Source organism: Amycolatopsis thailandensis, assembly GCF_002234405.1.
GTDB lineage: Bacteria > Actinomycetota > Actinomycetes > Mycobacteriales > Pseudonocardiaceae > Amycolatopsis > Amycolatopsis thailandensis.
The window spans coordinates 1-23957 of the sequence record NZ_NMQT01000170.1 but is presented as its reverse complement, the minus strand read 5'-3'; the positions used below and the strand labels follow the sequence as shown (position 1 = coordinate 23957).

Here is a 23957-nt window from a genome sequence, read left to right as displayed (position 1 = left end):
AAGCGCCGGAAACGCTGTGGAGCAAGGGCGTCCCCCGGGAAGGCGAGCCCGGGGAATCCGGCGAGTCCGCCGATGGCGAGGCGAAGGCCGCGGCCGACGGCGAGACGCCCAAGGAAGAGGCGCACGCGGAAGTCGCGGCGGCTCCGGACACCGTCCGGGACTCGGCCGCGGACAAGGCGACCGAGGACCCGAAGCCCGACGCCGAAAAGTAGCGCTTTCTAGCAGCGCAAGTCCGTGAAGGCCTCCTTGAGGGACCCAGAGTCCCTCAAGGAGGCCTTCACGGACTTGAGCGGAGAGCGGGCTAGACTCCGCTCGATGCGTATCACGGTCTTCCGGCGGCTGATGGCCGACGAATTCGGTCCCGGACGTGCGGAAACCCTCTCCAGGGATCACGTCTTCGGCGAACTCGGGGGCCGGACCGTCGAACAGGCCCTCGACTCGGGAACCTCGGCCAAGGACGTCTGGCGGGCGGTCTGCGACGCCTTCGAAGTCCCGCCGGAGAGGCGCTGACCTCGGAAGAAGGGCAAGAACCCTAGCGCAACGGCGTGTCGGCCACGGCCTCGAACACGTGTTCGTCTATGGTGTTGTCCACAACGGGGTCAGCGATCCACAGCTTGGGCGCGAGGCCTGGAACTGTCGGTGGTCGCCCGTAGCGTCGGACCCGACAGCTCAGAACAGAACAAGCCCTACCCGGCTCAACCAACGAGGTGGACTCCATGGCACCAGCAGCACCCGACAAGGACAAGGCGCTCGAACTGGCCCTCGCCCAGATCGACAAGCAGTACGGCAAGGGCTCGGTCATGCGCCTGGGCGAAGAGGGCCGCGCGCCGATCGAGGTCATCCCCACCGGCGCCATCGCCCTCGACGTCGCGCTCGGGATCGGCGGCCTGCCCCGCGGCCGGGTCATCGAGATCTACGGTCCGGAGTCCTCCGGTAAGACCACCGTCGCGCTGCACGCGGTCGCCAACGCGCAGAAGAACGGCGGCATCGCCGCGTTCATCGACGCGGAGCACGCGCTGGACCCGGAGTACGCCAAGAAGCTCGGCGTCGACACCGACGCGCTGCTGGTCTCCCAGCCGGACACCGGTGAGCAGGCGCTCGAGATCGCGGACATGCTGATCCGCTCCGGCGCGCTCGACATCCTGGTCATCGACTCGGTCGCCGCGCTCGTGCCGCGCGCCGAGATCGAGGGCGAGATGGGTGACAACCACGTCGGCCTCCAGGCCCGGCTGATGAGCCAGGCGCTGCGGAAGATGACCGGCGCGATGAACAACTCCGGCACCACCGCGATCTTCATCAACCAGCTGCGCGAGAAGATCGGCGTCATGTTCGGCTCCCCGGAGACCACGACCGGTGGTAAGGCGCTGAAGTTCTACGCGTCGGTCCGCCTGGACGTCCGCCGGATCGAGACGCTGAAGGACGGCGGCGAGCCCGTCGGTAACCGCACCCGCGTCAAGGTCGTGAAGAACAAGGTCGCGCCGCCCTTCAAGCAGGCCGAGTTCGACATCCTCTACGGCAAGGGTGTCTCCCGCGAGGGCTCGTTGATCGACATGGGTGTCGACCAGGGCATCCTGCGCAAGTCCGGCGCCTGGTACACCTACGAAGGCGACCAGCTGGGCCAGGGCAAGGAGAACGCCCGCAAGTTCCTGCTGGACAACCCGGACATCGCCAACGAGATCGAGAAGCGCATCAAGGAGAAGCTCGGCATCGGTGCCGCCGTCGACGCCGAAGCCGCCCCCGCGCCGGTCGACTTCTGAGGCGACGGGATCGGGTGAGGTGTGCTCGCGAAGAGCGCTCGCCGGATCCCTCTGCCGTGCCTCCTGGGGGGGCGAGCCCCGGACCCCCGCCAGGGGGCAAGCCCCCTGACCCCCCAAGTGCGGTTGCTTCAGGGGATGACGTCACTGTTCGACTGGAGTGATAGCTGAAAATGCGAGCGCCCAAGGTGGATCCGGCGGAGCTGCCGCCGGACGAGCGGAGGAAGAAGGCCAAGGAGATCTGCTTCGATCTCCTGGCCGCGCGCCCGCGCTCCACGGATGAACTGCGTCAAGCCCTCAAACGCAAGGGCTTCGACGAGGAGACGACGGAGACCCTGCTCGGTAAGCTGGACCAGGCAGGGCTCATCAACGACGCCGAGTTCGCCGAGATGTGGGTTCGTTCCCGTCATGCCAACATGGGTTTGGCGCGGAACGCGCTCGTCGCCGAACTCAAACGCAAAGGAATCGATGGGGATATCGCCGTCCAGGCCGCCGACGAGGTGGACCGAGAGGCAGAGGAGCAACGCGCCCGAGAGCTGGTACGGAAGCGCATGCGCTCCTTGGGCAACGTCGACGAGCAGACGGCGATCCGCCGCTTGCTGGGCTTCCTCGCCCGCAAGGGCTATCCCCAAGGGCTGGCCTACACCGTGATCCGCGACGAACTCCGCGAGTTCGGCGCCGAATCGGCACTCCTGGACGACGCCGCCCTCGACTGAGTTTCCCTCCAGACTTTCCTGAAGTACACGAAGGCCCCCTTCCTTGCGCCTGACGCGAGGAAGGGGGCCTTCATGTACTTCAAGGGAGTGAGAGCGGCGGGACCGAGTCGGCCGGGTGGGTCGTGAGTGGTAAGTGTCGTTAGAACGTCGCTTACCACTCACGACCGCCCTGACCGACTCGGCAGGCGCGTTTGCCTCGCCCGCTGTCAGAACCGGCCTCACCACGCATCCACAGTGTCCTGACCAGTACTGATGCGACCGATCAGGAATCAAGAAGCACCAGGCGCCCGCTGAGAAATAGCGTTACCGGCATGAACTTCATCGACGCCATCACCCTCGAAGTGGCCGACACCGAGGCCGCCGGACGCTTCTACTCCACCGCCTTCGGGCTCGACTCCCAGCTGCGCCTGCGCGCCTCGCAGGAGCCTTCGACAGGCTTCCGCGGCTACACCCTCTCGCTCACGGTTTCCCAGCCCGCCAACGTCGACGCGCTCGTCGACGCCGCCCTCGCGGCCGGCGCGACCGTGATCAAGCCCGCCACGAAGTCGATGTGGGGTTACGGCGGCACCGTCCGGGCCCCGGACGGCGCGATCTGGAAGATCGCCACCTCGGCGAAGAAGAACACCGGCCCGGCCACCCGCGAGATCGACGACATCGTCCTGCTGCTGGGGGTCGCCGACGTGGCCGCGAGCAAGAAGTTCTACACCGAGCACGGCCTCACCGTCGGGAAGAGCTTCGGCCGCATGTACGTCGAGTTCGAGTCCGGGTCGGACCCGGTCAAGCTGGCGCTGTACCGGCGCAAGGCCCTGGCCAAGGACGCCGGCGTCGCCCCGGAGGGCACCGGCTCGCACCGTATCGCCATCTGCGGCCCCGCCCCGTTCACCGACCCGGACGGATTCGCCTGGGAGACCTCCACTCTCGCCGCCCAGTCCTGATGTGCCACTTCCGGATGCCCCCGCTCGCCGCTTATCAAGGAGAAAACACCATGAGCACCACCTACGAAGGATTCTCGGCCGAAGAGAAGGCCGCGATGAAGGAACACGCCCAGGACATGAAGAAGGCCGCGCGCCGTAGTTCGGCCGCCGACAAAGCGATGGCGGCGGAGCAGGACGTGGTCGCGAAGATCGCCGAGATGGCCGACGAGGACCGGGTGCTGGCCGAGATGGTCCACGCCGTCGTGAAGGCGAACGCTCCGATGCTCGCGCCGAAGCTCTGGTACGGACAGCCCGCGTACGCACTGGACGGCAAGATCGTCTGCTTCTTCCAGGCGGCGGCCAAATTCAAGACTCGCTACGCGACCCTCGGTTTCAACGAAGAGGCCCGGTTGGACGACGGCGCGATGTGGGCGACGGCCTTCGCGTTGACCGCGGCCACTCCCGCGGTGAAGAAGCGCGTCACCGCTTTGGTGAAGCAGGCCGTCAGCTGAGAGTGGCAATGCGCTTTACCGCGTGAGTGGCCACACGCGGGACGGCAGAGGAACCTTAGGCTCGGGTGATCACTGGGAGGACCACATGATCACCATCGAGCCGCTGAAGTCCGAAGACCGCGAAGCCTGGCAAAAGCTGTTCCGCGCGTACATCGCCTTCTACGAACGTGTCGCGCCCCAGGAGGTCTACGACCGCGCCTGGCACGAATTCCGCACGGGGGAGCGGATGCACGCGCTCGGGGCCCAGGCGGACGGCGAGCTCGTCGGGATCGTGCACTTCCTGGTGCATCCCAGCACTTCCGCGCTCACCGACGTCTGTTACCTGCAGGATCTGTTCACCGCACCGGAATCTCGGGGCAAGGGTGTCGCACGGGCACTGATCGAGGCGGTCGCGGACTGGGCGCGCGACCGGGACTGCGGCCGCGTTTACTGGCACACCAAGGAATCCAACGCCACCGCGCGCCGCCTGTACGACCGGGTCGCGGTCAACCGGGGTTTCATCCAGTACCAGCTCCCGCTCTGAAACAGTGAAGGCCACCTCCGAGAAGGTGGCCTTCACAAACAGGATCAGAGCTTCGACGCCTCGGCCGCGAAAGCCTCGATCTTCCCGAAGTCCTTGGCCGCCAAGGCGTCCTTCGGCGTCAGCCACGAACCACCGATGCAGCCCACATTGGACAGTGCGAGGTAGTCCGGCGCGGTCTTCACGGTGATCCCGCCGGTCGGGCAGAACCGCAGCCCGGGCAGCGGACCGCCGATCGACTTCAGGTACGCCACCCCGCCGCTGGCCTCGGCGGGGAAGAACTTCAGGGCGGTCAGGCCGCGCTCGGCCAGCCGCATCGCCTCGGACACCGTGCTCGCGCCCGGCAGGAACGGCAGGCCGGTGTCGAACGCGGCGTCCAGCACCGAGTCGGTGCAGCCCGGCGTGACCAGGAACTTCGCGCCCGCGTCGGCGGCCTGCTTGGCGTGTTCGGGCGCGGTGACGGTCCCGGCGCCGATGACGATCTCCGGGACCTCCGCGGCGATGCGCTCGATGGAGGCGAGTGCCGCCGGGGTGCGCAGGGTCAGCTCGATCACGCCGATGCCGCCCGCGAGCAGCGCCCGCGCGGTGGGCACCGCGTCGGCGGCGTCGTCGAGCACGACGACGGGCATCACGGGGGACAGGCCGAGCAGGTCGGCGCCGGTGGTCACTGGGTTACCTCCACAGGGTTCAACGTGTGCGCCGGAGCGCCGAAGTGTTCCGGCGTGAGCGGTCCGAACACGCTCGCGCCCTGATCGGCGGGACCGACCGCGCGGCGCAGCGCCGCGAACAGCTCCCGGCCGGTGCCGGTCCAGGATGCCTCCGAAGGAGGGGAGTCCACCAGTTCACGGCGGGCGAGTTCTTCATCACCCACGAGAACGTCCAGCGTCCCGGCTTTGGCGTCGAGACGGATGACGTCGCCGTCGGCGATCCGCGCGATCGGGCCGCCCGCCGCGGCTTCCGGGGTCACCTGGATCGCCGCCGGGATCTTGCCGGACGCGCCGGACATGCGGCCGTCGGTGAGCAACGCCACCTGGTGCCCGCGGTCCATCAGCACGCCGAGCGCCGGGGTGAGCCCGTGCAGTTCCGGCATCCCGTTCGCCTGCGGGCCCTGCTGCCGGATGACCACGACGACGTCGCGGTCGAGTTCGCCGGCTTCGAAAGCGTCCTTGAAGGACTTCTGGTCGGTGAACACCCGCGCCGGGGCTTGGACGATCCGGTGCTCCGGGGCCACCGCCGACACCTTGATCACCGCGCGGCCGAGGTTGCCCGCGACCATCCGCAGCCCGCCGTCGGAAGCGAACGGACGCCACACGGGACGCAGGACGTCTTCGTCGAGGCTGCGCGTCGGGACGTCACGCCAGACCAGTTCGCCCTCGGAGAGGATCGGCTCCTGCCGGTAGCGGTGCAGCCCCGGCCCGGCGACGGTCCGCACGTCTTCGTGCAGTAGGCCCGCGTCGAGCAGCGTGCCGACCAGGAACTGGATGCCCCCGGCGGCGTGGAAGTGGTTGATGTCCGCGCTGCCGTTCGGGTACACGCGGGCCAGCAGCGGGATCACCGACGACAGATCGGAGAAGTCGTCCCAGGTCAGCTGGATGCCCGCGGCCGCGGCGATCGCGACGAGGTGCATCGTGTGGTTGGTCGAGCCGCCCGTGGCGAGCAGCGCGATGACGCCGTTGACGACGGCCTTCTCGTCGATCACCCGCGAGATCGGCGTGTACTCCTCGCCTCGCGAGAGCTTCACGACGCGGCGCCCGGCCTCTTCGGTGAGGACACGCCGCAGGGGCGAGTTCGGCTGTACGAAGCTGGCGCCCGGCAGGTGCAGGCCCATCACCTCGACGACCATCTGGTTCGAGTTGGCCGTGCCGTAGAACGTGCACGTTCCCGCCGAGTGGTACGAAGCCGCTTCGGCGTCCAGCAGGTCTTCGCGGGTCGCTTTGCCCTCGGCGTAGAGCTGGCGCACGCGCGCCTTCTCCTTGTTCGGCAGGCCCGAGTTCATCGGCCCGGCGGGCACCAGGATCGCCGGGAGATGCCCGAACGACAGCGCCCCGATCAGCAGGCCGGGGACGATCTTGTCGCAGACGCCGAGCAGCAGCGCCGCGTCGAACATGTCGTGGGAGAGCGCGATCGCGGTCGACATCGCGATCACCTCGCGGCTGAACAGCGACAGCTCCATCCCCGGACGGCCCTGCGTGACGCCGTCGCACATCGCGGGCACGCCGCCGGCGAACTGGGCCACGCCGCCCGCCTGGCGGACCGACCCCTTCAGCATCGCGGGGTACTCCTGCATCGGCTGATGCGCCGAAAGCATGTCGTTGTAGGACGAGACGATCGCGACGCCCGGTGCCCGCGCGGCGCGCAGTGCCGCTTTGTCGACACCTTCCATGGCGGCGAAGCCGTGGGCGAGGTTGCTGCAATCGAGTCCGCGCCGGACCGGCCCTTCCTCGTGGGCGGCGGCGACGCGCTCGAGGTACGCGGCGCGGGTCTCGGCGCTGCGGGCGGCGACGCGCTCGGTGACTTCGGCGATGATGGGGTGGACGTTCGGGGCGGTGCTCATTGTCCGGCTCCGGATCACTGGTCGTGGTGGTCCGCGGGACGGCAACGCTGACGTCGCTGGGTCGTGACAGTGGCCACAGTAACCCAGGGGAAAGCCCGAATCAAAATCGATACAGAAGATCGACTCGCGTGATCTCCGTCACGCCCCTAGGTTCTACTGTGCTACTTGTCACATTGCACAACGCGCGGCAGAGTCGAGACGGCGAGGAATCGCTTGCCTTCGAAGGCTCAAGCGGCCAACCGAACCGACCATCGGGAGGTACCGATGTCCACCACAGAGATCGCCGAGCTTCGGCGAGCCATCGGTCAGCTGAGGCAGTGCGTCGGCGCGCTGCGATCCCGATACGGCGACGCGTCGGCGGTACGGCGCCTGGCGAACGACGTGGAGCGGCTCGACATCGACGCGACGGATCTGGACACGACCCCGCACGCGGTCCCCGCGCAGGCGAAGTCCACCGAACGCGTCCCCGTGCCCGACACGCCGTACGACCCGGCGCTCTGGCACGGCGCCGATGACGAAGGCGTCGGCGGCTACAAGCGCGACCAGCGGTGAGCGCCCCCGCCGGCCAGGGAGCCGGACGGGGTACGGGGGTCCGCGCACCGTCGCGGGCCCGGATCGCCGAGAAAACGCTGCGCACCGACCGGTGGTGGCTGTCCCCGCTGCTGACCGTCCTCGGCCTCTCCGCCTTCATCGTTTACGCGACCATCCGGGCCTTCGTGCGCACCGCGTACTGGGTGCCCGAGTACCACTACCTGACGCCGTTCTATTCGCCCTGCGTCTCGGAATCCTGCGTCGAGGGCTCCCGGCATTTCGGGGCCTGGTTCGGCGAACTGCCGGGCTTCATCCCGCTCGGCTTCCTCGTCCTGCCGTTCCTGCTGGGCTTCCGGCTGACCTGCTACTACTACCGCAAGGCCTACTACCGGGCCGTCTGGTTCTCGCCGCCCGCGTGCGCGGTCGCGGAACCGCACGCGAAGTACACCGGGGAGACCCGGCTGCCGCTGATCATCCAGAACGTCCACCGCTACTTCTTCTACGTGGCCGTGGTCGTCTCGCTGATCAACACCTACGACGCGATCACCGCGTTCCACGGCAGCGACGGCGGGTTCGGGTTCGGGCTCGGCAACATCGTGCTGACCGGCAACGTGATCCTGTTGTGGGCGTACACGTTGTCGTGCCATTCGTGCCGGCACGTGACCGGCGGCAGGCTCAAGCACTTCTCCAAACATCCGGTCCGCTACTGGATCTGGACCCAGATCACGAAACTCAACACCCGCCACATGGCGCTGGCGTGGACGACGCTCGGCACGCTCGTGCTGACCGACCTCTACGTGATGCTCGTGGCCAGTGGCGCGATTTCGGATCTGCGGTTCATCAACTAGCGGCGCGGGATTCTCCCGTCCCCCCGGCGACGAAGCTTTGAGGTGGCTCTTTTCATGACCGAGGTCGAACGGCTCAACTACGACGTGGTGGTGATCGGTGCCGGCGGTGCCGGCCTCCGCGCGGTCATCGAAGCCCGTGAACGCGGTTTCAGCGTCGCGGTGGTGTGCAAATCCCTGTTCGGCAAGGCGCATACGGTGATGGCCGAAGGCGGCTGCGCGGCGTCGATGGGCAACGCGAACTCGAACGACAACTGGCAGGTGCATTTCCGCGACACCATGCGTGGCGGGAAGTTCCTCAACAACTGGCGGATGGCCGAACTCCACGCCAGGGAGGCGCCGGACCGGGTCTGGGAACTGGAGACCTACGGCGCGCTGTTCGACCGCACCGCCGACGGCCGGATCAGCCAGCGCAACTTCGGCGGGCACACGTACCCGCGGCTGGCGCACGTCGGCGACCGCACCGGGCTCGAACTGATCCGCACGATGCAGCAGAAAATCGTTTCGCTGCAACAAGAGGACTTCAAGGAGACCGGCGATTACGAGGCGAGGATCAAGGTCTTCGCCGAATGCACGATCACCGAGCTGCTGACCGAGGACGGCCGGATCTCGGGCGCCTTCGGCTACTGGCGCGAGAGCGGCCGGTTCATCCTGTTCGAGACGCCGGCGGTGGTGCTGGCCACCGGCGGCATCGGGAAGTCGTTCAAGGTCACGTCGAACTCGTGGGAGTACACCGGTGACGGGCACGCGCTGGCGCTGCGGGCCGGGGCGACGCTCATCAACATGGAGTTCGTCCAGTTCCACCCGACGGGCATGGTCTGGCCGCCGAGCGTGAAGGGGATCCTCGTCACCGAAGGCGTCCGTGGCGACGGCGGTGTCCTCAAGAACACCGAGGACAAGCGGTTCATGTTCGAGTACGTCCCCGACGTGTTCAAGGGGCAGTACGCGGACAGCGAGGAAGAGGCCGACCGCTGGTACACCGATCAGGAGAAGAACCGGCGAACCCCGGACCTGCTGCCGCGTGACGAGGTGGCGCGCGCGATCAACTCCGAGGTCAAGGCCGGCCGGGGATCGCCGCACGGCGGGGTCTTCCTCGACATCGCCAGCAGGCTGCCCGCGGAGGAGATCCGCAAACGGCTGCCGTCGATGTACCACCAGTTCAAGGAACTCGCCGACGTCGACATCACCAAGGAACCGATGGAGGTCGGCCCCACCTGTCACTACGTGATGGGCGGGATCGAGGTCGACCCGGACACCGCGTCGTCGAGCGTGCCGGGGCTGTTCGCCGCCGGTGAATGCTCGGGCGGGATGCACGGGTCGAACCGGCTCGGCGGCAACTCGCTTTCGGATCTGCTCGTCTTCGGCCGCCGGGCGGGACTCGGCGCCGCGTCGTACGTCGCGGAGCTGAAGGATCGCCCCAAGGTGAGTCAGTCCGATGTGGACGCCGCCGCCGCGATGGCGCTCGCCCCGTTCGACCCGCCGGGCGACGGCGTCGAGGAGAACCCGTACAGCCTGCACACCGAACTCCAGCAGTCGATGAACGACCTGGTCGGCATCATCCGCAAGTCGGAGGAGATCGAGCGGGCGCTGGAGAAGCTCGGGGAGCTGCGCGAGCGGATCAAGCGGGTGACCGTCGAAGGGCACCGGCAGTTCAACCCCGGCTGGCACCTCGCCGTCGACCTGCGGAACATGCTGATCGTCAGCGAATGCGTCGCCAGGGCCGCGCTCACCAGGACCGAAAGCCGGGGCGGGCACACGCGGGACGACCATCCGGGCATGGATTCCCAGTGGCGCAACAAACTCCTGGTCTGCTCGGCCACGCCGGGCGAGAACCCGGTGGTGCCGGACATCGGCATCGAGGTCAAGGCGCAGCTCCCGTTGCGGCAGGACCTGCTGGAGCTGTTCGAACTGTCCGAGCTCGGGAAGTACTACACCGACGAAGAACTGACGTCGCACCCCGGGAGCCAGGTATGAGCTACAAGGCGAGTTTCCGGGTCTGGCGCGGTGACGCCGATTCCGGTGAGCTGCAGGACTACAGCGTCGAGGTCAACGAGGGAGAGGTCGTCCTCGACATCATCCACCGGCTGCAGGCCACGCAGGCGTCGGATCTGGCGGTGCGGTGGAACTGCAAGGCGGGCAAATGCGGTTCGTGCTCGGCGGAGATCAACGGCAAACCGCGGCTGCTGTGCATGACCCGGATGTCGACCTTCACCGAGGACGAGGTCATCACCGTGACGCCGATGCGGACGTTCCCGGTGATCCGCGACCTGGTGACCGACGTGTCGTTCAACTACACCAAGGCCAGGGAGATCCCGTCGTTCACGCCGCCGCCGGAGCTGAAGCCGGGGGAGTACCGGATGCAGCAGGTCGACGTCGAGCGCTCGCAGGAGTTCCGCAAGTGCATCGAATGCTTCCTGTGCCAGAACACCTGCCACGTGGTGCGCGACCACGAGGAGAACAAGGAGGCCTTCGCCGGGCCCCGGTACCTGATGCGGATCGCCGAACTCGAAATGCACCCCCTCGACGTCGCCGACCGGCGTGACGAGGCGCAGGAGGAGCACGGGCTCGGGTACTGCAACATCACCAAGTGCTGCTCGGACGTGTGCCCGGAGGGCATCCACATCACCGACAACGCGCTGATCCCGATGAAGGAACGCGTCGCGGACCGGAAGTACGACCCCATCGTGTGGCTGGGGAACAAGCTGTTCCGGCGGGACAAGTAGCCGGGCGGTCTCGTGAGTGGTCCGTGAAGGCCTCCTTGAGGGACTCCAGGTCCCTCAAGGAGGCCTTCGCGGAACGGTGCTCAGGCCCTTCGCCTCGGGTATTGCGGGTTTTGCGGGAGTCGTGGGTGGCAGCGGCTCGGAGGTGTTGCGAAAGCCACGTTCGCAACGTTGAGCGTTGCGAACGTGGCTTTCGCGACACCCCGGAACCGGCAGGTGGGGCAGGCCAGGCGCACGCCACCTTTGCCTTACCCCTCAAGAGAACCGGCCGTACCACTCACGAGTATTTGGGAAGTAGTGAAGGCCTCCTTCACTACCTTCAGGGTAGGCAAGGAGGCCTTCACGGACTTTGGCCCGTGCTCGCAGCACCGTTATCGCGGGCAGCCATGTCATGTGAAAGGAAAAGAAATTGACCACGATCGGGTGGTCACGGAAGATGGGCGCAGACACCCACCGAGGAGGCCGAATGACGAACATGACGTGGCGACGCGAGTGCGCCGACGCCTGTCCGGCTCGCTTCGGCATGCTGGAAAAGAACGGCTCCCCGCCGTCGTCTTAGAACGACGTCGCAGACAACGGAGCCGCCCTTCGGGAAACCGAACCGGGCGGCTTTTTCGTGAACCCTTGTAGCTCAACGGAAAGAGTGCGGCGCTACGAACGCCGGGGTCCAGGTTCGATTCCTGGCAGGGGTACTTCTGGAACGAAACGCCTTCGGCGCGCAGTGTGCGCCGAAGGCGTGTTCCAGGCCAAACCCCCGGCACGGCGGGGAAACCTGTTCCGTCGTACCGGTGCGGCGGTGTGGGCTCCGTGCGGTTCACACCGCCAGACGCGCACGGTCCGGCGACCGGCCGGGATTCATAGCCCCGGCCAGCCTGGCTCGACACCAGGGTGCGCGACTCAGGACGCCTTGCGGGCGCTGTGCACGTCGCCGCTTTCGTGGCGATGCAGCACGATGTCCTGGAAACCGTTGTCCCGCAGGGCTTCTTCCAGGGTGAGCCCGTTCGTGGCGACGACCACGAGCTGTCCGCCCGCCACCAGGCTCGCGGCGACCCGGTCGAGATGGCCGGGGGAGTCCAGGAAGGCCACGACGACGTCGAAGGCGCCCATCACCGGCAGCCGGGCGAGCTGGTGGACCTCGTAAGAGATCCCGACGGGGTCGCGTTCCTCTTCGCGTTGCGCGACGGCGATCAGTGTCTGGGCCGCGTCGACCCCGACGACCCGGCGAGCGCCTCCGCCGCGGAACAGCCGGGGAAAGCGGCCATCGCCGCACCCGACGACCAGGACCGACCTGCCCGCCAGGTCCGGCAGCGCTTCGAGCAGCGTCGCGGCCTGGTCCGCCATACGGCCGACGCTAGTCGACCGGACCGCTGTCCCGACAGGACCAAGAGGCCGTATCCCGGAGTACATGAAGGCCCCCTTCCTGTACCTAGGCGCAAGGAAGGGGGCCTTCATGTACTTCTATGGAGCTAGACAGCCCGACCGGTGTTGAGGTCGGTGGCGTCGACGACGGACGCGGGTGCGTCGTGCATCGGCTTGGCGCCCTTGGGGGCCTTCTTCCGCCGGGCCAGCTTGTTCTCCAGCCAGCGAGCGAACTGGGTCAGGAGCAGGTTCAGCACGATGAAGATGATCGCGACGACGATCAGCGTCGGGATCGTGTTCCCGTAGAGACCGGTGAGCGGACCCGAGCCGCGGATCAGTTCATCGAAGCCGATGGTCAGCTGACCGGCCAGCGCGGTGTCCTTCAGGATGACGACCAGCTGGCTGACCAGTGCGGGCAGCATCAGCGTGACGGCCTGCGGGAGCAGGACGTTGATCATCGTCTGGGTCTTGCGCATGCCCAGCGCGGACGACGCCTCCGCCTGCCCCTTCGGCAGCGACAGGATGCCCGCCCGGAACACCTCGGCCAGGACCGAGCCGTTGTAGAGCACCAGACCGGTGACCGCGGCGAAGAGCGGACGGATCTCGGAGTCGATTCCGGTGTAGTACGCGTAGAAGGCCGCCGCGAAGACCATCAGCAGCAGCACCGGGATGGCGCGGAAGAACTCGACGATCCAGCCGACCGGCAGCCGGACCCACTTGTGCTCCGACAGGCGGCCGATGCCCAGCAACGCCCCGATCGGCAGCGCGATCACGATCGAAAGCCCGGCCGCCTTCAGCGTGTTGAGCAGGCCGGGAAGCAGGAACTGCGTCCACGTCGCACCGTCGATGAAGGGCTTCCAGAGCGCGCCCGCCCACTGGCCCTTCTCGTCGAAGCCGGCGTAGACGTAATAGACCACCAGCGCCAGGACGAGCACGAAAAGCACGGTGTAGAGCCAGTTGCGCGCCCGTGCCTTGGGGCCGGGGATGTCGTACAGAACGGTCTGCGTGCTCATCGCTTGACCTCGACCTTCTTGGCGACCCAGCCCAGCAGCAGGCCGAGGGGGAGGACCAGGACGACGAACCCGGCGGCGAACAGGAGGAAGACCAGGAGCAGCGAGTCGGACTCGTTCTCCACCATCTCCGACATCAGCAGCGACGCTTCGGCCACACCGATGATCGAGGCGACCGTGGTGTTCTTCAGCAACGCGATCATCACGTTGGTCAGCGGTGCGATCACCGACCGGAACGCCTGCGGCAGCACGATCAGCGTCAGCACCTGGAAGAAGCCGAGGCCCAGCGCGCGGGCCGCTTCGGCCTGGCCGACGGGCACGGTGTTGATACCCGACCGCAGCGATTCACAGACGAACGTCGCGGTGTAGGCGACGAAACCGAGGATCGCGAGCCGGAAGAAGTTGTCCTCCAACGACGTCGTCGAATCCTTCGAGGCCAGGTTGATCCCCAGGGTGGAGGACAGTCCCAGCGACGTGAAGACGATGATCACCGTCAGCGGGGTGTTCCGGAAGATGTTGACGTAGGCGGTGCCGAACGCCCGCATGATCGGAACCGGGCTGACGCGCATCCCCACCAGGATCGTCCCCCAGATCAGGGAACCGATGGCGGAGAAGAAGGTCAGCTTGATCGTCATCCAGAAGGCGCCGAGCAAGTCGTAATTGGGATTGTCGAGGAAATCGAACAAGGTGCTCAACCCAGCCTCGGTATGGGAACGGTGCGCCGCGGTACACGGCGCACCGTTCGATTCCTTCAGTTCAGCGGCTCAGGGGAGCCTGTTCACGAGATGGCCGGGGGCTCCGGGATCTTGTAGCCCGACGGGCCGACGTTCTTCTCCAGAGCGGCCTTCCAGGCACCGTCCTGCTGCATCTTCTTGATCGCGTTGTTGATCGCGGTGATGCTCTCGTTGTCGTCCTTCTTCAGGCCGACACCGTACTTCTCGTCGGTGAAGCCCTTGCCGACCAGCTTCAGCTTGCCGGGCTGCTGCGAGGCGTAGCCGGCGAGGATCACGTCGTCGGTGGTCATCGCGTCGACGGTCTTGTTGAGCAGCGAGGTGACGCAGTCGGTGTACTTGCCGACTTCCTGGAGCTGAACTTCCTTGGCGTACTTTTCCTTGACGTTCTGCGCCGGGGTCGAACCCTTGACCGAGCAGAGCTTCTTGTTGCCGGTCAGCGACTCGGGGCCGGTGATGTCGGTGTTGTCCGCCTGGACCAGCAGGTCCTGGTGGGCGATGAAGTACGGGCCCGCGAAGGAGACCTCGTTCTTGCGCTTGTCGGTGATCGAGTAGGTGGCGACGATGAAGTCGACCTCACCCTTCTTGATCAGGTCCTCGCGCTGCGCGGACTGCGCTTCCTTCCAGGTGATCCCCGACTCTTCGACGCCGAGCTCCTTGGCGATGTACTTCGCCACGTCGACGTCGAACCCGGCGTAGCTGCCGTCCGACTGCTTCTGGCCGAGGCCGGGCTGGTCGAACTTGATGCCGATGGTCAGCTTCTTGTCGTTCTTGGCCTTCGCCACCACGTTCTTGGCGCCGGAGCCGCTGCCGGTGTCGGACCCGCCGCCACCGCAGGCGGTGAGGGCGAGACCGGCAGCCACGACGGCCGCGCTCATTCGCAGAACTCGGTTCAACCGCATTCTTCTCAGTTTCCTTCCGAATCTTGTCCAGCCATACCGGCCGGCGGGGAAGTCCTCAGTGGGTCAGGATCTTGCCGAGGAAGTCCTTGGCACGGTCCGTCTTCGGCTTGGTGAAGAAGTCGTCCGGGGTGGAGTCCTCGACGATCTCGCCGTCGGACATGAACACCACCCGGTTCGCCGCGCGCCGCGCGAAGCCCATCTCGTGGGTGACGACGAGCATCGTCATCCCGTCCTTCGCGAGCGTGGTCATCACGTCGAGGACCTCCTGGACCATTTCCGGGTCCAGCGCCGAGGTCGGCTCGTCGAACAGCATCACCTTGGGGCGCATGGCCAGCGCGCGGGCGATCGCCACGCGCTGCTGCTGCCCGCCGGAAAGCTGCGCGGGGTACTTGTCGGCCTGGTTGGCGATGCCGACGCGTTCGAGCAGGTCCATCGCGGTCTTGCGGGCTTCGGCCGAGTTGACCTTGCGGACCTTCATCGGCGCGAGCATGACGTTCTCGACGATCGTCTTGTGCGCGAACAGGTTGAACGACTGGAACACCATGCCGACGTCGGCGCGCAGCGCGGCCAGCGCCTTCCCCTCGGCGGGCAGCGGAACGCCGTCCACCGCGATCTCGCCGGAGTTGATGGGTTCCAGCCGGTTGATCGCCCGGCACAGTGTCGACTTGCCAGACCCGGACGGCCCGAGCACGACCACGACCTGCCCACGCGGCACCTCGAGGTTGATCTCCTTGAGCACGTGCAGGTCGCCGAAGTACTTGTTCACGGCGGCCGCCTTGATCATCGGCGCCGCCACCTCCGCGGTCATCTGGCCTCCAGGAGCGTTCGTTTGCAGGGGACTGCGGGGTCAGGCACCACGCGATGGCGGAAACCTACTCCCGTCGGACCGCTTGTAAAGGCGGCTTGACCAATACTTAGGGTTTCAAGTCCGTATCGTTCTCAAGCCACCGGACGGCCCGATCCGCCGCCGTCCGGCGCTGATCAGCCTAGACAAGGCGGGGGTGCCCCGTAACCGGGGTCACACAAGATCTGTGACGCATCGTGACCATTACCGCCTGCGACGGAACCCTCACAAGGCCGGACGGTCAGCGCGAGGGGTGACTCACCCCATAGAGTCGTTCTTCAAAGTCGTCGCGGTGCGGGGACGGCGCGAAAGGGAAACACGGGTGCGGGTACTGCTGGTGGAGGACGACGACCGGGTGGCGGGGGCCTTGACGCCCGCGCTGGCCCGGCGCGGCCTGACGATCAAACGCCTCGCCTCCGGCGCCGGGGTGCTCGATCTGGTGCACGAGGTCGACGTGATCCTGCTCGACCTGGGGTTGCCCGACATCGACGGGATCGTGCTGTGCCGCCGGATCCGCGCGGTCAGCGACGTCGCGGTGATCGTCGTTTCGGCGCGGGGCGAGGTCGACGACCGGATCCAGGGCCTGCGCTCCGGCGCCGACGATTACCTGGTGAAGCCCTACGACGTCGACGAACTCGTCGCCAGGGTCGAGGCCGTGCGCCGTCGCCGCGGTGAACGGCCCGCCGCGCCCGAACCGCCGGGTGTCATCCGGGCGGGTGATGTCTCGGTGGATATCGGGCGCCACGAGGTGCAGGTCGAGGGCCGGCCGGTTTCGTTGTCCCGCAAGGAGTTCCAGGTGCTCGCGCTGGTGGTCACCGCCCGCGGCGCGGTCTGCGCCCGTGACCACGTGCTGACCGAGGTCTGGGGGCACCGGGGACCGGCGGAGAGCCGCTCGCTCGACGTCCACGTCGCCACCCTGCGGACCAAACTGGGCAGGCCCGCGCTGATCGAGACCGTCCGCGGCGTCGGCTACCGCCTCGGCGGCGCCTACGGCCCGGCCGAAGAGGGCTGAGCCGGTGCGGGTCCGGCTCCAGGCGATCGTGCTGACACTGGTCGCGGCGCTCGTCTTCGGCCTCGGCATCCCGCTCGCGCTCAGCGTGGCGGCCAGCGTGCAGCTCGACCTCTTCCTCGACCGGCTCACCGACACCTCCCGGTTCGCGTCGCTGGCCCAGCGGCCGCTGGTGGAGAACCGGCCGGACCTGATCGTGGACGAGCTCCGCCGCTACACCGAGGTCTACGGGGTCCCGGTGGCGATCGCCGACCAGGACGGCGAGCCCGTGACCCGGGGACCCGGCGAGGCGATCGGGATGGACCTCAAGGACCCCGTCGTCGCCTCGCATCTCCAGGAGGCGCTGGCGGGACGGCGTTCCGAGCCCGGGCCGCTGCTGATGCCGTGGAACACCGAACCGCTGGTGCTGGCCGAGCCGATCCTGATCGACGGTGAGGTGCGGGGCGCGGTGATCACCGTCTCCTCGACCGGCAAGGCCCGCGCCGATCTGCTGTGGTGGTGGCTGCTCATCGCGGCGGGCGCGGTGCTGGCCTTCGGGTTCGCGCTGCTGGTCGCGGTGCCGGTGGTGCGCTGGATCCTGCGCCCGGTCCGGCGGCTCGACGACGCCACCGGCGCCCTGGTCGCCGCCGTGGTCAGCGGGCGTGAGGTGAAGCGGGTGGAGGAATCCGGCGGCCCGCCGGAACTGCGTCAGCTCGAACGGTCCTTCGACCGGATGGCCGCCAGCGTCGACGAGGCGCTTTCGGCGCAGCGCGCGTTCGTCGCCGACGCCTCCCACCAGCTGAGGAACCCGCTGACGGCGTTGAAGATCCGGCTCGGCAACCTCGACGGACACGTCGACGACGACCTGGCCGCGGCCGACCTCGAAGCCGCCGTCGTCGACGCCAAGCGGCTCAACCAGATCCTCGACGAACTCCTTTCCCTGGCCCGCGCCGAGGCCTCGGGTGGCGAACTGGTGCCGGTCGGTCTCGACGAGGTGGTGGGCGCCCGGGTCGCCGACTGGACCGTGGTCGGCGCGGCGCGCGACATCTCGCTGGTCGCGACGGGGCTGGGCGGCGGACTGCGGGTGCTCACGCCCGCGCGCGGCCTCGAAGTGGTGCTCGACGCGCTGCTGGACAACGCGCTCAAGTTCACCGAACCGGGCACGGAGGTACGGGTCGCCGTCAGCGTCGTGGCAGGGAAGGTGGAGATCGCCGTCCGCGACCACGGGCCCGGCCTCCGCGACGACGAACTCGACCGCGCGGCGGACCGGTTCTGGCGCAGCACCGCGCACCAGAACGTGCCCGGATCCGGCCTCGGCCTGGCGATCGTCACCGAGATCATGGTCCGCTCGGACGGCTCGCTGCGGCTGGGGTCACCCGAGGGCGGCGGCCTCGAAGTGACCGTGACCCTCCCGGTCGCCGCTAGCGGTGTTAATCCTTGAGTGACCGGAAGTACCGCAGCGCGCCGGGATGCAGCGGCAGGGGAGAGGTCTCGATGGCGGGATGGACGTCGATCGACAGCGCCGCCCCGGCCGCCTTCACCAGCTGATCCCGCGCGTCGAACAACCCGCGCACCAGTGCCTCGGCGACGTCGTCGCCCATCGACGTCGGCACCACCAGGAAGTTCGGCAGCACGAGCGTGGTCACCGGCGACGGAAGGTTGTAGGCGGTCACCGGGATGGTCGCCGTCCGGTACACCGGGCTGGAGGCGCGCAGGGCGTCCGCGAGGTCGGTGATGTCGAGCAACCGCACGCCGAACGTCTGGACGGCTTCCGTGATCGACGGCGTCGGCACCCCGCCGGACCAGATGACGGCGTCGATCTGCCGGTCCTTCAGCGCGGGCAGCGCTTCGTCGATCCCCAGGTTCCGCCGGTCGATCGCGCCGGTGAGCCCGGACGCCGCCAGCAACTGTTTGGACAGGAACTCGACGCCGGAGTCCGGTGAGCCGATCGCGACCTTGAGCCCGCGGAGCTGGGCGAACGACTTGACCGGCGAGTCCGCTCGGACGATGACGTGCAGGTAGTCGTCGTGCACCCGGGCCAGCGCCGCCAGCCCGGCGCTCTTCGCGGCGGCGACGTCGGCGGCCACGAACGCGACGTCGGCCTTCCCCGCGCGCACCCGGTCGATGTTGTCCGGGGAGCCGTGCGTCTCCTGGATCTCCGGCCGATCGGTGTCCAGCTGCGTGGCCCACGCGTCGGCCAGCGCTTCGGCGAGTTTGTCGTAGACGCCGCCGTTGAGCCCGGCCGCGATCCGCACCTTCGTCCCGGACAGATCCGGCCCGCACCCCGTGACCAGGGCGCAGACGACGGCGATCACCACCGCGAGTACCCCTGGTCTCCTCATGAGGGTCGATCGTGCCATGGAACCCCGCCCGCGTACCCTCGAAGGCGAGATGAGCGCGCGCACTTACCAGATCCGCACCTTCGGCTGCCAGATGAACGTGCATGACTCCGAACGTCTTGCCGGGCAGCTCGAGGACGCCGGCTACGTTCCGGGTGACGGCGAGGCCACACCCGACCTGATCGTGTTCAACACCTGCGCGGTGCGGGAGAACGCGGACAACAAGCTGTACGGCACGCTGGGGCACATCCGGCCGCAGAAGACCGAGAAGCCGGGCATGCAGATCGCCGTCGGCGGCTGCCTCGCCCAGAAGGACCGCGGCGAGATCGTCAAGCGCGCGCCCTGGGTCGACGTCGTGTTCGGCACGCACAACATCGGCGCGCTGCCGACGCTGCTGGAACGCGCACGGCACAACGCCGAGGCCGAGGTCGAGATCCTCGAATCGCTCGAGACCTTCCCCTCGACGCTTCCGGCGAAGCGCGACTCGGCGTACGCGGGCTGGGTGTCGATTTCGGTCGGTTGCAACAACACCTGCACCTTCTGCATCGTCCCGGCGCTGCGGGGCAAGGAGCGCGACCGCCGTCCCGGCGAGATCCTGGCCGAGGTCGAGGCGCTCGTCGCCGAAGGCGTGCTCGAAGTGACCCTGCTCGGGCAGAACGTGAACTCCTACGGCGTCGAATTCGGCGACCGGCTCGCGTTCGGCAAGCTCCTGCGGGCCTGCGGTTCGGTCGAGGGCCTGGAGCGCGTGCGCTTCACCTCGCCGCATCCGGCGGCGTTCACCGACGACGTCATCGACGCGATGGCCGAGACGCCGAACGTGTGCCATCAGCTGCATATGCCGCTGCAGTCCGGCTCGGACCGGGTGCTGCGCGAGATGAAGCGGTCCTACCGTTCGGCGCGCTACCTCAAGATCCTCGACCGCGTACGCGAGTCGATGCCCGACGCCGCGATCACCACCGACATCATCGTCGGCTTCCCCGGCGAGACCGAGGAAGACTTCCAGGCGACGCTCGACGTCGTCGCGCAGGCGCGGTTCTCCAGCGCGTTCACCTTCCAGTACTCGATCCGGCCGGGCACGCCCGCCGCCGAGATGGACGGGCAGCTGCCGAAGGAGGTCGTGCAGGAGCGGTACGAACGGCTCGTCCAGCTGCAGAACGACATCTCCTGGGACGAGAACAAGAAGATCGTCGGACGGCGGGTCGAGCTGCTGGTCGCCTCCGGCGAGGGCCGCAAGGACACCGAGACCCGGCGGATGAGCGGCCGCGCCCGCGACGGCAGGCTCGTCCACTTCACGCCGACGGGATCCCTGGTGGACCGGTCGGTGCGGCCCGGCGACGTCGTCGAGACCGTGGTGACCTACGGCGCTCCGCACCACCTGGTCGCCGACGGCGATCTGCTGTCGCACCGGCGCACCAAGGCTGGGGACAACTCCGAGGCCGGACTCCGGCCGAAGACCAACGGCGTGACACTGGGCTTGCCGGGCTTCGGCGCCCCCGCCGTCACGCCGGAACCGGTGAGTGGGTGCGCACTGTGACCGAACCGAAGAACCACCCCGAGATCGACGAACTCGCCGCCGAGATCGACGAGGTCGGCCAGCGCGCGGCCAAGACGATCGAGCTGGGCAGGCGTGGCTTCTCCATCGCCGTGCTGGCGTTCGTGCTGCTGGTCGCCCAGCTGCTGCCGTGGGTCGGCGAGCACGCCGGCTGGGAGGTGCTGCTCGGCCGGGGCGGCGGGATCCCGCAGCTGTTCGCCGCGACGTCCACCGGCGTCGGCGTGTTCGCCTCCGCGCTGGCCCTGGTGACCCGGCGCTGGTGGCTGGCCTGGGTCTGCGCCGCGGGCGGCTGGTTCGCCTCCGTCGACGGCATGCTCGCGATCTGGTCCCAGCAGTCCTCGCACGCGACCGGCGCGGCCGGTGGCGGACCGGGCTTCGGATTGCTCCTCGCCTGGTTCGCCACCGTCGCGCTGGCCATCTACTGGATGCGGGCCGCGTTCTCGCGCAGCTAGACGACCACGACGCCGAAGACGCTCGACGTCGCGCTGGCGTAGAGCGCGGTTTCCGGGTGGTACACCCTCAGCGTGAGCGAGGCCTTGACGCTGAAGCTCAGGCTGAGCACGAAACTTCCGTTGGGCCTGCACGAGCCGTTGCTCAGGTCGACCCAGACTCCCGCGACGAGCTTCTGGACGATGATGAGCTCCAGGGCGTCGGCGCTGTCGCCGTCTCCGTCCGCCGAGTCGGCGATGACGTCGAGACGGCCCTTGAGTTTGGTCTCCTCGCCGACCTTGACCTTGCTCTTGTCGGCCTTCGCCTCGAGTTTGACCTTTTTCTTCTTGTGGACGCTCGTCTGCTCGGACGAGGCCGGTGACGCGGGAGCCGCGGCGGCCTGAGCCGCCGGGACGAGCCCGGCCAGGACGATCCCTGCCACCAGGACGGCGAACGTCTTGGTGATCCGTGAAATCGGCGTGTGGTTCATGCTCGAAGTGGAGCACGGCGGGACGCCGGGAGCGCCCGAATACGCACGAAGGTGCTAGCCGTCGCTCCACAATGGAGTGACGTGTCCGCTTGGCCAAAACGTCATGAGGGGTCCCCTTAAGACGAATTTCGTCTTAAGGGGACCCCTCATGACACGCTTTGGGGACGCCTACCGGTCCGCGATGGCCGCTTCAGCCGCTTCGAGCCACTCACGCCACTGAGCGGCCTGCTCGTCCGCCTTCTTCGCGCGCCGCTCGTCACCGGCCGCGCGGGCCTTCGCCGCCTGCGACTCGAACTGCTCGACCCGCTCGCGGAACTGCGCCGCCCTGGCCTGGGCCTCCGGGTCGGTCCGGCGCCACTTGCTGTCCTCGGCCGACTTGACCGCGTCCTGCACGGCCTTCAGCCGCCCGTCCAGCTCGCGGATGCGCTCGCGCGGGACCTTGCCGATCTCGTCCCACTGCTCCTGGATCTTGCGCAGGTGGTTCTTCGCCGCGTCGAGGTTCGCGGCCGGGTCGATCTTCTCGGCCTCGACGAGGAGCTCTTCCTTCTGCTGCGCGTTGGCCGAGAACTCGGCGTCCCGCTCGGAGAACACCGAAGACCGGCGTGCGAAGAACTTGTCCTGCGCGGCGCGGAAGCGCTGCCAGAGCGCCTCGTCGCTGTCCTTGGGCGCGCGACCGGCGGCCTTCCACTCGGTCATCAGGTCCTTGTAGCGGCCCGCCGTCTCGCCCCAGTCCGAGGACTCCGAGAGCGATTCGGCCTCGGCGATCAGCTCTTCCTTGCGGTGCTTGGCGCCCGCGCGCTGCTTGTCGAGCTCGGCGAAGTGCGAGCCGCGGCGCCGGTTGAACGCTTCACGGGCCTTGGAGAACCGCTTCCACAGCTCGTCGTCTGTCTTGCGGTCGACACCCTTGACGGTCTTCCACTCGTCCAGGATGGCGCGCAGCCGGTCGCCGGCGGCCTTCCACTGGGTCGACTCGGCGGCGAGCTTCTCGGCCTCGTCGGCGAGGGCCTGCTTGCGGACGACGGCGGCCGCGCGGGCCTCTTCACGCTCCTGCTTGGCCGAGGCCAGCGCCTTCTCGGCGTGGGCGATGACCTGCTCGATACGGCCGCTCAGCGCGGCGATGTCGCCGACGACGGCGGCTTCGGCGAGGCCGTCACGCAGCTGCGTGGCCGTCGCCAGCGCGTGCTTCGGGTCGCCCGCGCCGGACTCCAGCCGCGTCTCCAGCAGCTCGACCTCGGTGCGCAGGTCGTCGAAGCGACGCGCGTAGTGGAGCAGACCCTCGTCCGGGCTTCCCGCCTGCCAGACACCGACCGCGCGTTCACCGTCGGCCGTGGTGACGTAGACCGTTCCTTCTTCGTCGACCCTGCCCCAAGCGGACGGGCTGGGTTCGGCGGGCGGCACGGGGGGTGCGGCGTGCCCGCCACCGAGCGCGTGGGGCACCGGGTGCGGTGCCGGGGTACCGGTGGACGTGTTCTCCTGGGCCATCGCAGGCTCCTTATCGCCTGTACGCCCGCTGGCGCGGGCGCCCCGCCTAGCGACGGGGCCGGGTAATGCGTTGCCGTCTTGCTTCGGGGGTATCAACCCCTTGCGGCATTCAAGCAGCTCAGCGTCCACCGTGGAACCAGATGAATCACCAGAGAGCAGTGATCCTACTTCCGGTGGACGCTCCGTGTCGGTCGGTTGCGGGCGGTAGGTGGCGGGGAAGGTAACGTCGGCGGCCGTGATCCGCCGTGTCGCCGTGCTCCCGCACCCCCCGCTGCTCATCCCCGAACTGGCCGCCGGAGCGGCGGACGAGTGCGCCGAGCTGCGCGAAGCCTGTCTCGCCGCCGCGCGGCGCCTGACCAGCGCTTCCCCGGACTGGGTCGTCGTCGGCGCGGCCCCGGGCGCCCCCGAGGTGCCCGAACACGCGAGCGGGACTTTCCGGGGATTCGGCGTCGACCTCGGCGTCTCACTCAGCCGGGTGACAGCGCCCGAAACCGAGTTGCCACTGCCCGCACTCGTGGCCGGATGGCTGCGCGAAAGGGCGGACGCGTCCTCCGTCCGGGTCCACCTCGTCGACCCCGCGTCCACTCCCGGCCAGTGCGAACAGTTCGCCCGTGAGCTGGGGGAGCACACCGCTGTGCTCGTCCTGGGCGACGGTTCGAGCCGGCACGGCCCGCGTTCTCCCGGGGGCGAGGACGAGCGCGCCGAGGGCTTCGACGCCGGGATCCGCGACGCGCTGGCCAAGGCCGACACCGGCGCGCTGGCCGC

General features: G+C 68.2%; 25 protein-coding genes, 1 tRNA gene and 1 pseudogene. 17 read left to right on the top strand and 10 right to left on the bottom strand.

Annotation, left to right across the window (positions count from 1 at the left end; genetic code table 11):
* The 7 genes and pseudogenes from CFP71_RS39060 to CFP71_RS39030 all read left to right on the top strand — a co-directional run.
* Positions 1–212 (top strand): annotated as a pseudogene (locus CFP71_RS39060) (prolipoprotein diacylglyceryl transferase); the annotation flags it as partial.
* Between the two features lie 103 nt (positions 213–315).
* Entirely contained in the window at positions 316–510 is a 195-nt protein-coding gene (locus CFP71_RS39055; RefSeq protein ID WP_093938916.1) for a DUF3046 domain-containing protein, read from the top strand.
* 206 nt (positions 511–716) lie between these two features.
* Positions 717–1757, top strand: a complete 1041-nt coding sequence (gene recA, locus CFP71_RS39050; protein ID WP_005164741.1) for a recombinase RecA — start codon at positions 717–719, stop codon at positions 1755–1757.
* Between the two features lie 185 nt (positions 1758–1942).
* Positions 1943–2470 (top strand): regulatory protein RecX, encoded by a 528-nt coding sequence (locus tag CFP71_RS39045; protein ID WP_208636140.1) that lies wholly within the window; start codon positions 1943–1945, stop codon positions 2468–2470.
* Between the two features lie 311 nt (positions 2471–2781).
* Positions 2782–3405, top strand: a complete 624-nt coding sequence (locus tag CFP71_RS39040) for a VOC family protein (RefSeq protein ID WP_093938914.1) — start codon at positions 2782–2784, stop codon at positions 3403–3405.
* 50 nt (positions 3406–3455) lie between these two features.
* Entirely contained in the window at positions 3456–3896 is a 441-nt protein-coding gene (locus CFP71_RS39035) for an iron chaperone (protein ID WP_093938913.1), read from the top strand.
* Positions 3897–3981: 85 nt separating this feature from the next.
* Positions 3982–4419, top strand: a complete 438-nt coding sequence (locus CFP71_RS39030) for a GNAT family N-acetyltransferase (protein ID WP_093938912.1) — start codon at positions 3982–3984, stop codon at positions 4417–4419.
* A 44-nt stretch (positions 4420–4463) separates the two neighbouring features.
* On the opposite strand, the gene eda is transcribed toward CFP71_RS39030, so the two are convergent.
* On the bottom strand, positions 4464–5084 hold the full coding sequence (eda, locus tag CFP71_RS39025) for a bifunctional 4-hydroxy-2-oxoglutarate aldolase/2-dehydro-3-deoxy-phosphogluconate aldolase (RefSeq protein ID WP_005164729.1): 621 nt from the start codon (positions 5082–5084) through the stop codon (positions 4464–4466).
* Positions 5081–6970 (bottom strand): phosphogluconate dehydratase, encoded by a 1890-nt coding sequence (edd, locus tag CFP71_RS39020; RefSeq protein ID WP_093938911.1) that lies wholly within the window; start codon positions 6968–6970, stop codon positions 5081–5083. Before edd ends, eda begins: the two co-directional genes overlap by 4 nt.
* A gap of 264 nt (positions 6971–7234) precedes the next feature.
* On the opposite strand from edd, the gene CFP71_RS39015 reads away from it, so the two are divergent.
* The 5 genes from CFP71_RS39015 (at position 7235) to CFP71_RS38995 (ending at position 11758) form a co-directional block, all read left to right on the top strand.
* Positions 7235–7522 (top strand): hypothetical protein, encoded by a 288-nt coding sequence (locus tag CFP71_RS39015; RefSeq protein ID WP_093938910.1) that lies wholly within the window; start codon positions 7235–7237, stop codon positions 7520–7522.
* On the top strand, positions 7519–8349 hold the full coding sequence (locus CFP71_RS39010) for a hypothetical protein (protein ID WP_093938909.1): 831 nt from the start codon (positions 7519–7521) through the stop codon (positions 8347–8349). The genes CFP71_RS39015 and CFP71_RS39010 overlap by 4 nt, the downstream gene beginning before the upstream one ends.
* Positions 8350–8403: 54 nt before the next feature.
* Positions 8404–10320, top strand: coding sequence for a fumarate reductase/succinate dehydrogenase flavoprotein subunit (locus CFP71_RS39005; RefSeq protein WP_093938908.1), 1917 nt, complete (start codon positions 8404–8406; stop codon positions 10318–10320).
* Positions 10317–11069, top strand: coding sequence for a succinate dehydrogenase/fumarate reductase iron-sulfur subunit (locus CFP71_RS39000; RefSeq protein ID WP_005164720.1), 753 nt, complete (start codon positions 10317–10319; stop codon positions 11067–11069). Before CFP71_RS39005 ends, CFP71_RS39000 begins: the two co-directional genes overlap by 4 nt.
* A 617-nt stretch (positions 11070–11686) precedes the next feature.
* A tRNA-Arg gene (locus CFP71_RS38995) sits at positions 11687–11758 on the top strand.
* 205 nt (positions 11759–11963) lie between these two features.
* Here CFP71_RS38995 and CFP71_RS38990 read toward each other — a convergent pair.
* The 5 genes from CFP71_RS38990 to CFP71_RS38970 form a co-directional block, all read right to left on the bottom strand.
* Positions 11964–12407: a class I SAM-dependent methyltransferase gene (locus CFP71_RS38990; protein ID WP_093938907.1), complete on the bottom strand. Its 444-nt coding sequence runs from the start codon at positions 12405–12407 to the stop codon at positions 11964–11966.
* A gap of 125 nt (positions 12408–12532) precedes the next feature.
* Positions 12533–13438 carry an amino acid ABC transporter permease gene (locus CFP71_RS38985; protein WP_093938906.1) on the bottom strand — a complete coding sequence of 302 codons (906 nt, stop codon included), beginning with the start codon at positions 13436–13438 and terminating at the stop codon, positions 12533–12535.
* Positions 13435–14130, bottom strand: a complete 696-nt coding sequence (locus CFP71_RS38980) for an amino acid ABC transporter permease (RefSeq protein ID WP_208636138.1) — start codon at positions 14128–14130, stop codon at positions 13435–13437. Before CFP71_RS38980 ends, CFP71_RS38985 begins: the two co-directional genes overlap by 4 nt.
* Before the next feature lie 83 nt (positions 14131–14213).
* Positions 14214–15068: a glutamate ABC transporter substrate-binding protein gene (locus CFP71_RS38975; RefSeq protein ID WP_167406433.1), complete on the bottom strand. Its 855-nt coding sequence runs from the start codon at positions 15066–15068 to the stop codon at positions 14214–14216.
* Between the two features lie 55 nt (positions 15069–15123).
* Complete coding sequence (locus CFP71_RS38970) at positions 15124–15852, bottom strand: amino acid ABC transporter ATP-binding protein (protein WP_007029281.1); 729 nt, start codon at positions 15850–15852, stop codon at positions 15124–15126.
* Positions 15853–16234: 382 nt separating this feature from the next.
* On the opposite strand from CFP71_RS38970, the gene CFP71_RS38965 reads away from it, so the two are divergent.
* Positions 16235–16924 (top strand): response regulator transcription factor, encoded by a 690-nt coding sequence (locus CFP71_RS38965; RefSeq protein WP_167406432.1) that lies wholly within the window; start codon positions 16235–16237, stop codon positions 16922–16924.
* 4 nt (positions 16925–16928) lie between these two features.
* Positions 16929–18341 carry a sensor histidine kinase gene (locus CFP71_RS38960; protein ID WP_093938904.1) on the top strand — a complete coding sequence of 471 codons (1413 nt, stop codon included), beginning with the start codon at positions 16929–16931 and terminating at the stop codon, positions 18339–18341.
* Here CFP71_RS38960 and CFP71_RS38955 read toward each other — a convergent pair.
* Positions 18331–19242, bottom strand: coding sequence for a TAXI family TRAP transporter solute-binding subunit (locus tag CFP71_RS38955; RefSeq protein WP_093938918.1), 912 nt, complete (start codon positions 19240–19242; stop codon positions 18331–18333). The two genes, CFP71_RS38960 and CFP71_RS38955, sit on opposite strands and share 11 nt — an antisense overlap.
* Positions 19243–19258: 16 nt before the next feature.
* Here CFP71_RS38955 and miaB point away from each other — a divergent pair, with 16 nt between their 5' ends.
* Together miaB and CFP71_RS38945 are read left to right on the top strand one after the other, a co-directional pair.
* Positions 19259–20773, top strand: coding sequence for a tRNA (N6-isopentenyl adenosine(37)-C2)-methylthiotransferase MiaB (gene miaB, locus CFP71_RS38950; RefSeq protein WP_208636139.1), 1515 nt, complete (start codon positions 19259–19261; stop codon positions 20771–20773).
* Positions 20770–21243: an Rv2732c family membrane protein gene (locus CFP71_RS38945; protein WP_093938903.1), complete on the top strand. Its 474-nt coding sequence runs from the start codon at positions 20770–20772 to the stop codon at positions 21241–21243. The genes miaB and CFP71_RS38945 overlap by 4 nt, the downstream gene beginning before the upstream one ends.
* On the opposite strand, the gene CFP71_RS38940 is transcribed toward CFP71_RS38945, so the two are convergent.
* Together CFP71_RS38940 and CFP71_RS38935 are read right to left on the bottom strand one after the other, a co-directional pair.
* Positions 21240–21710 carry a hypothetical protein gene (locus tag CFP71_RS38940; protein ID WP_093938902.1) on the bottom strand — a complete coding sequence of 157 codons (471 nt, stop codon included), beginning with the start codon at positions 21708–21710 and terminating at the stop codon, positions 21240–21242. The two genes, CFP71_RS38945 and CFP71_RS38940, sit on opposite strands and share 4 nt — an antisense overlap.
* A gap of 168 nt (positions 21711–21878) precedes the next feature.
* Complete coding sequence (locus tag CFP71_RS38935) at positions 21879–23192, bottom strand: DUF349 domain-containing protein (protein WP_093938901.1); 1314 nt, start codon at positions 23190–23192, stop codon at positions 21879–21881.
* Between the two features lie 235 nt (positions 23193–23427).
* Between CFP71_RS38935 and CFP71_RS38930 the strand changes: the two genes are divergently transcribed.
* Positions 23428–23957: class III extradiol ring-cleavage dioxygenase family protein (locus CFP71_RS38930; RefSeq protein WP_143267245.1), on the top strand; the 530-nt coding region annotated here is incomplete at its 3' end.

Excerpts from the sequence above, each read along its gene's own strand:
- CFP71_RS39030 (WP_093938912.1), top strand. The coding sequence starts at position 3,982 with ATGATCACCATCGAGCCGCTGAAGTCCGAAGACCGCGAAGCCTGGCAA.
- CFP71_RS38955 (WP_093938918.1), bottom strand. The coding sequence starts at position 19,242 with ATGAGGAGACCAGGGGTACTCGCGGTGGTGATCGCCGTCGTCTGCGCC.
- CFP71_RS38940 (WP_093938902.1), bottom strand. The coding sequence starts at position 21,710 with ATGAACCACACGCCGATTTCACGGATCACCAAGACGTTCGCCGTCCTG.
- edd (WP_093938911.1), bottom strand. The coding sequence starts at position 6,970 with ATGAGCACCGCCCCGAACGTCCACCCCATCATCGCCGAAGTCACCGAG.
- CFP71_RS38985 (WP_093938906.1), bottom strand. The coding sequence starts at position 13,438 with ATGAGCACGCAGACCGTTCTGTACGACATCCCCGGCCCCAAGGCACGG.
- CFP71_RS38990 (WP_093938907.1), bottom strand. The coding sequence starts at position 12,407 with ATGGCGGACCAGGCCGCGACGCTGCTCGAAGCGCTGCCGGACCTGGCG.
- miaB (WP_208636139.1), top strand. The coding sequence starts at position 19,259 with ATGGAACCCCGCCCGCGTACCCTCGAAGGCGAGATGAGCGCGCGCACT.
- CFP71_RS38970 (WP_007029281.1), bottom strand. The coding sequence starts at position 15,852 with ATGATCAAGGCGGCCGCCGTGAACAAGTACTTCGGCGACCTGCACGTG.
- CFP71_RS39040 (WP_093938914.1), top strand. The coding sequence starts at position 2,782 with ATGAACTTCATCGACGCCATCACCCTCGAAGTGGCCGACACCGAGGCC.
- recA (WP_005164741.1), top strand. The coding sequence starts at position 717 with ATGGCACCAGCAGCACCCGACAAGGACAAGGCGCTCGAACTGGCCCTC.
- CFP71_RS39035 (WP_093938913.1), top strand. The coding sequence starts at position 3,456 with ATGAGCACCACCTACGAAGGATTCTCGGCCGAAGAGAAGGCCGCGATG.
- CFP71_RS38975 (WP_167406433.1), bottom strand. The coding sequence starts at position 15,068 with ATGCGGTTGAACCGAGTTCTGCGAATGAGCGCGGCCGTCGTGGCTGCC.
- CFP71_RS38935 (WP_093938901.1), bottom strand. The coding sequence starts at position 23,192 with ATGGCCCAGGAGAACACGTCCACCGGTACCCCGGCACCGCACCCGGTG.
- CFP71_RS39000 (WP_005164720.1), top strand. The coding sequence starts at position 10,317 with ATGAGCTACAAGGCGAGTTTCCGGGTCTGGCGCGGTGACGCCGATTCC.
- CFP71_RS39055 (WP_093938916.1), top strand. The coding sequence starts at position 316 with ATGCGTATCACGGTCTTCCGGCGGCTGATGGCCGACGAATTCGGTCCC.
- CFP71_RS39015 (WP_093938910.1), top strand. The coding sequence starts at position 7,235 with ATGTCCACCACAGAGATCGCCGAGCTTCGGCGAGCCATCGGTCAGCTG.
- CFP71_RS39005 (WP_093938908.1), top strand. The coding sequence starts at position 8,404 with ATGACCGAGGTCGAACGGCTCAACTACGACGTGGTGGTGATCGGTGCC.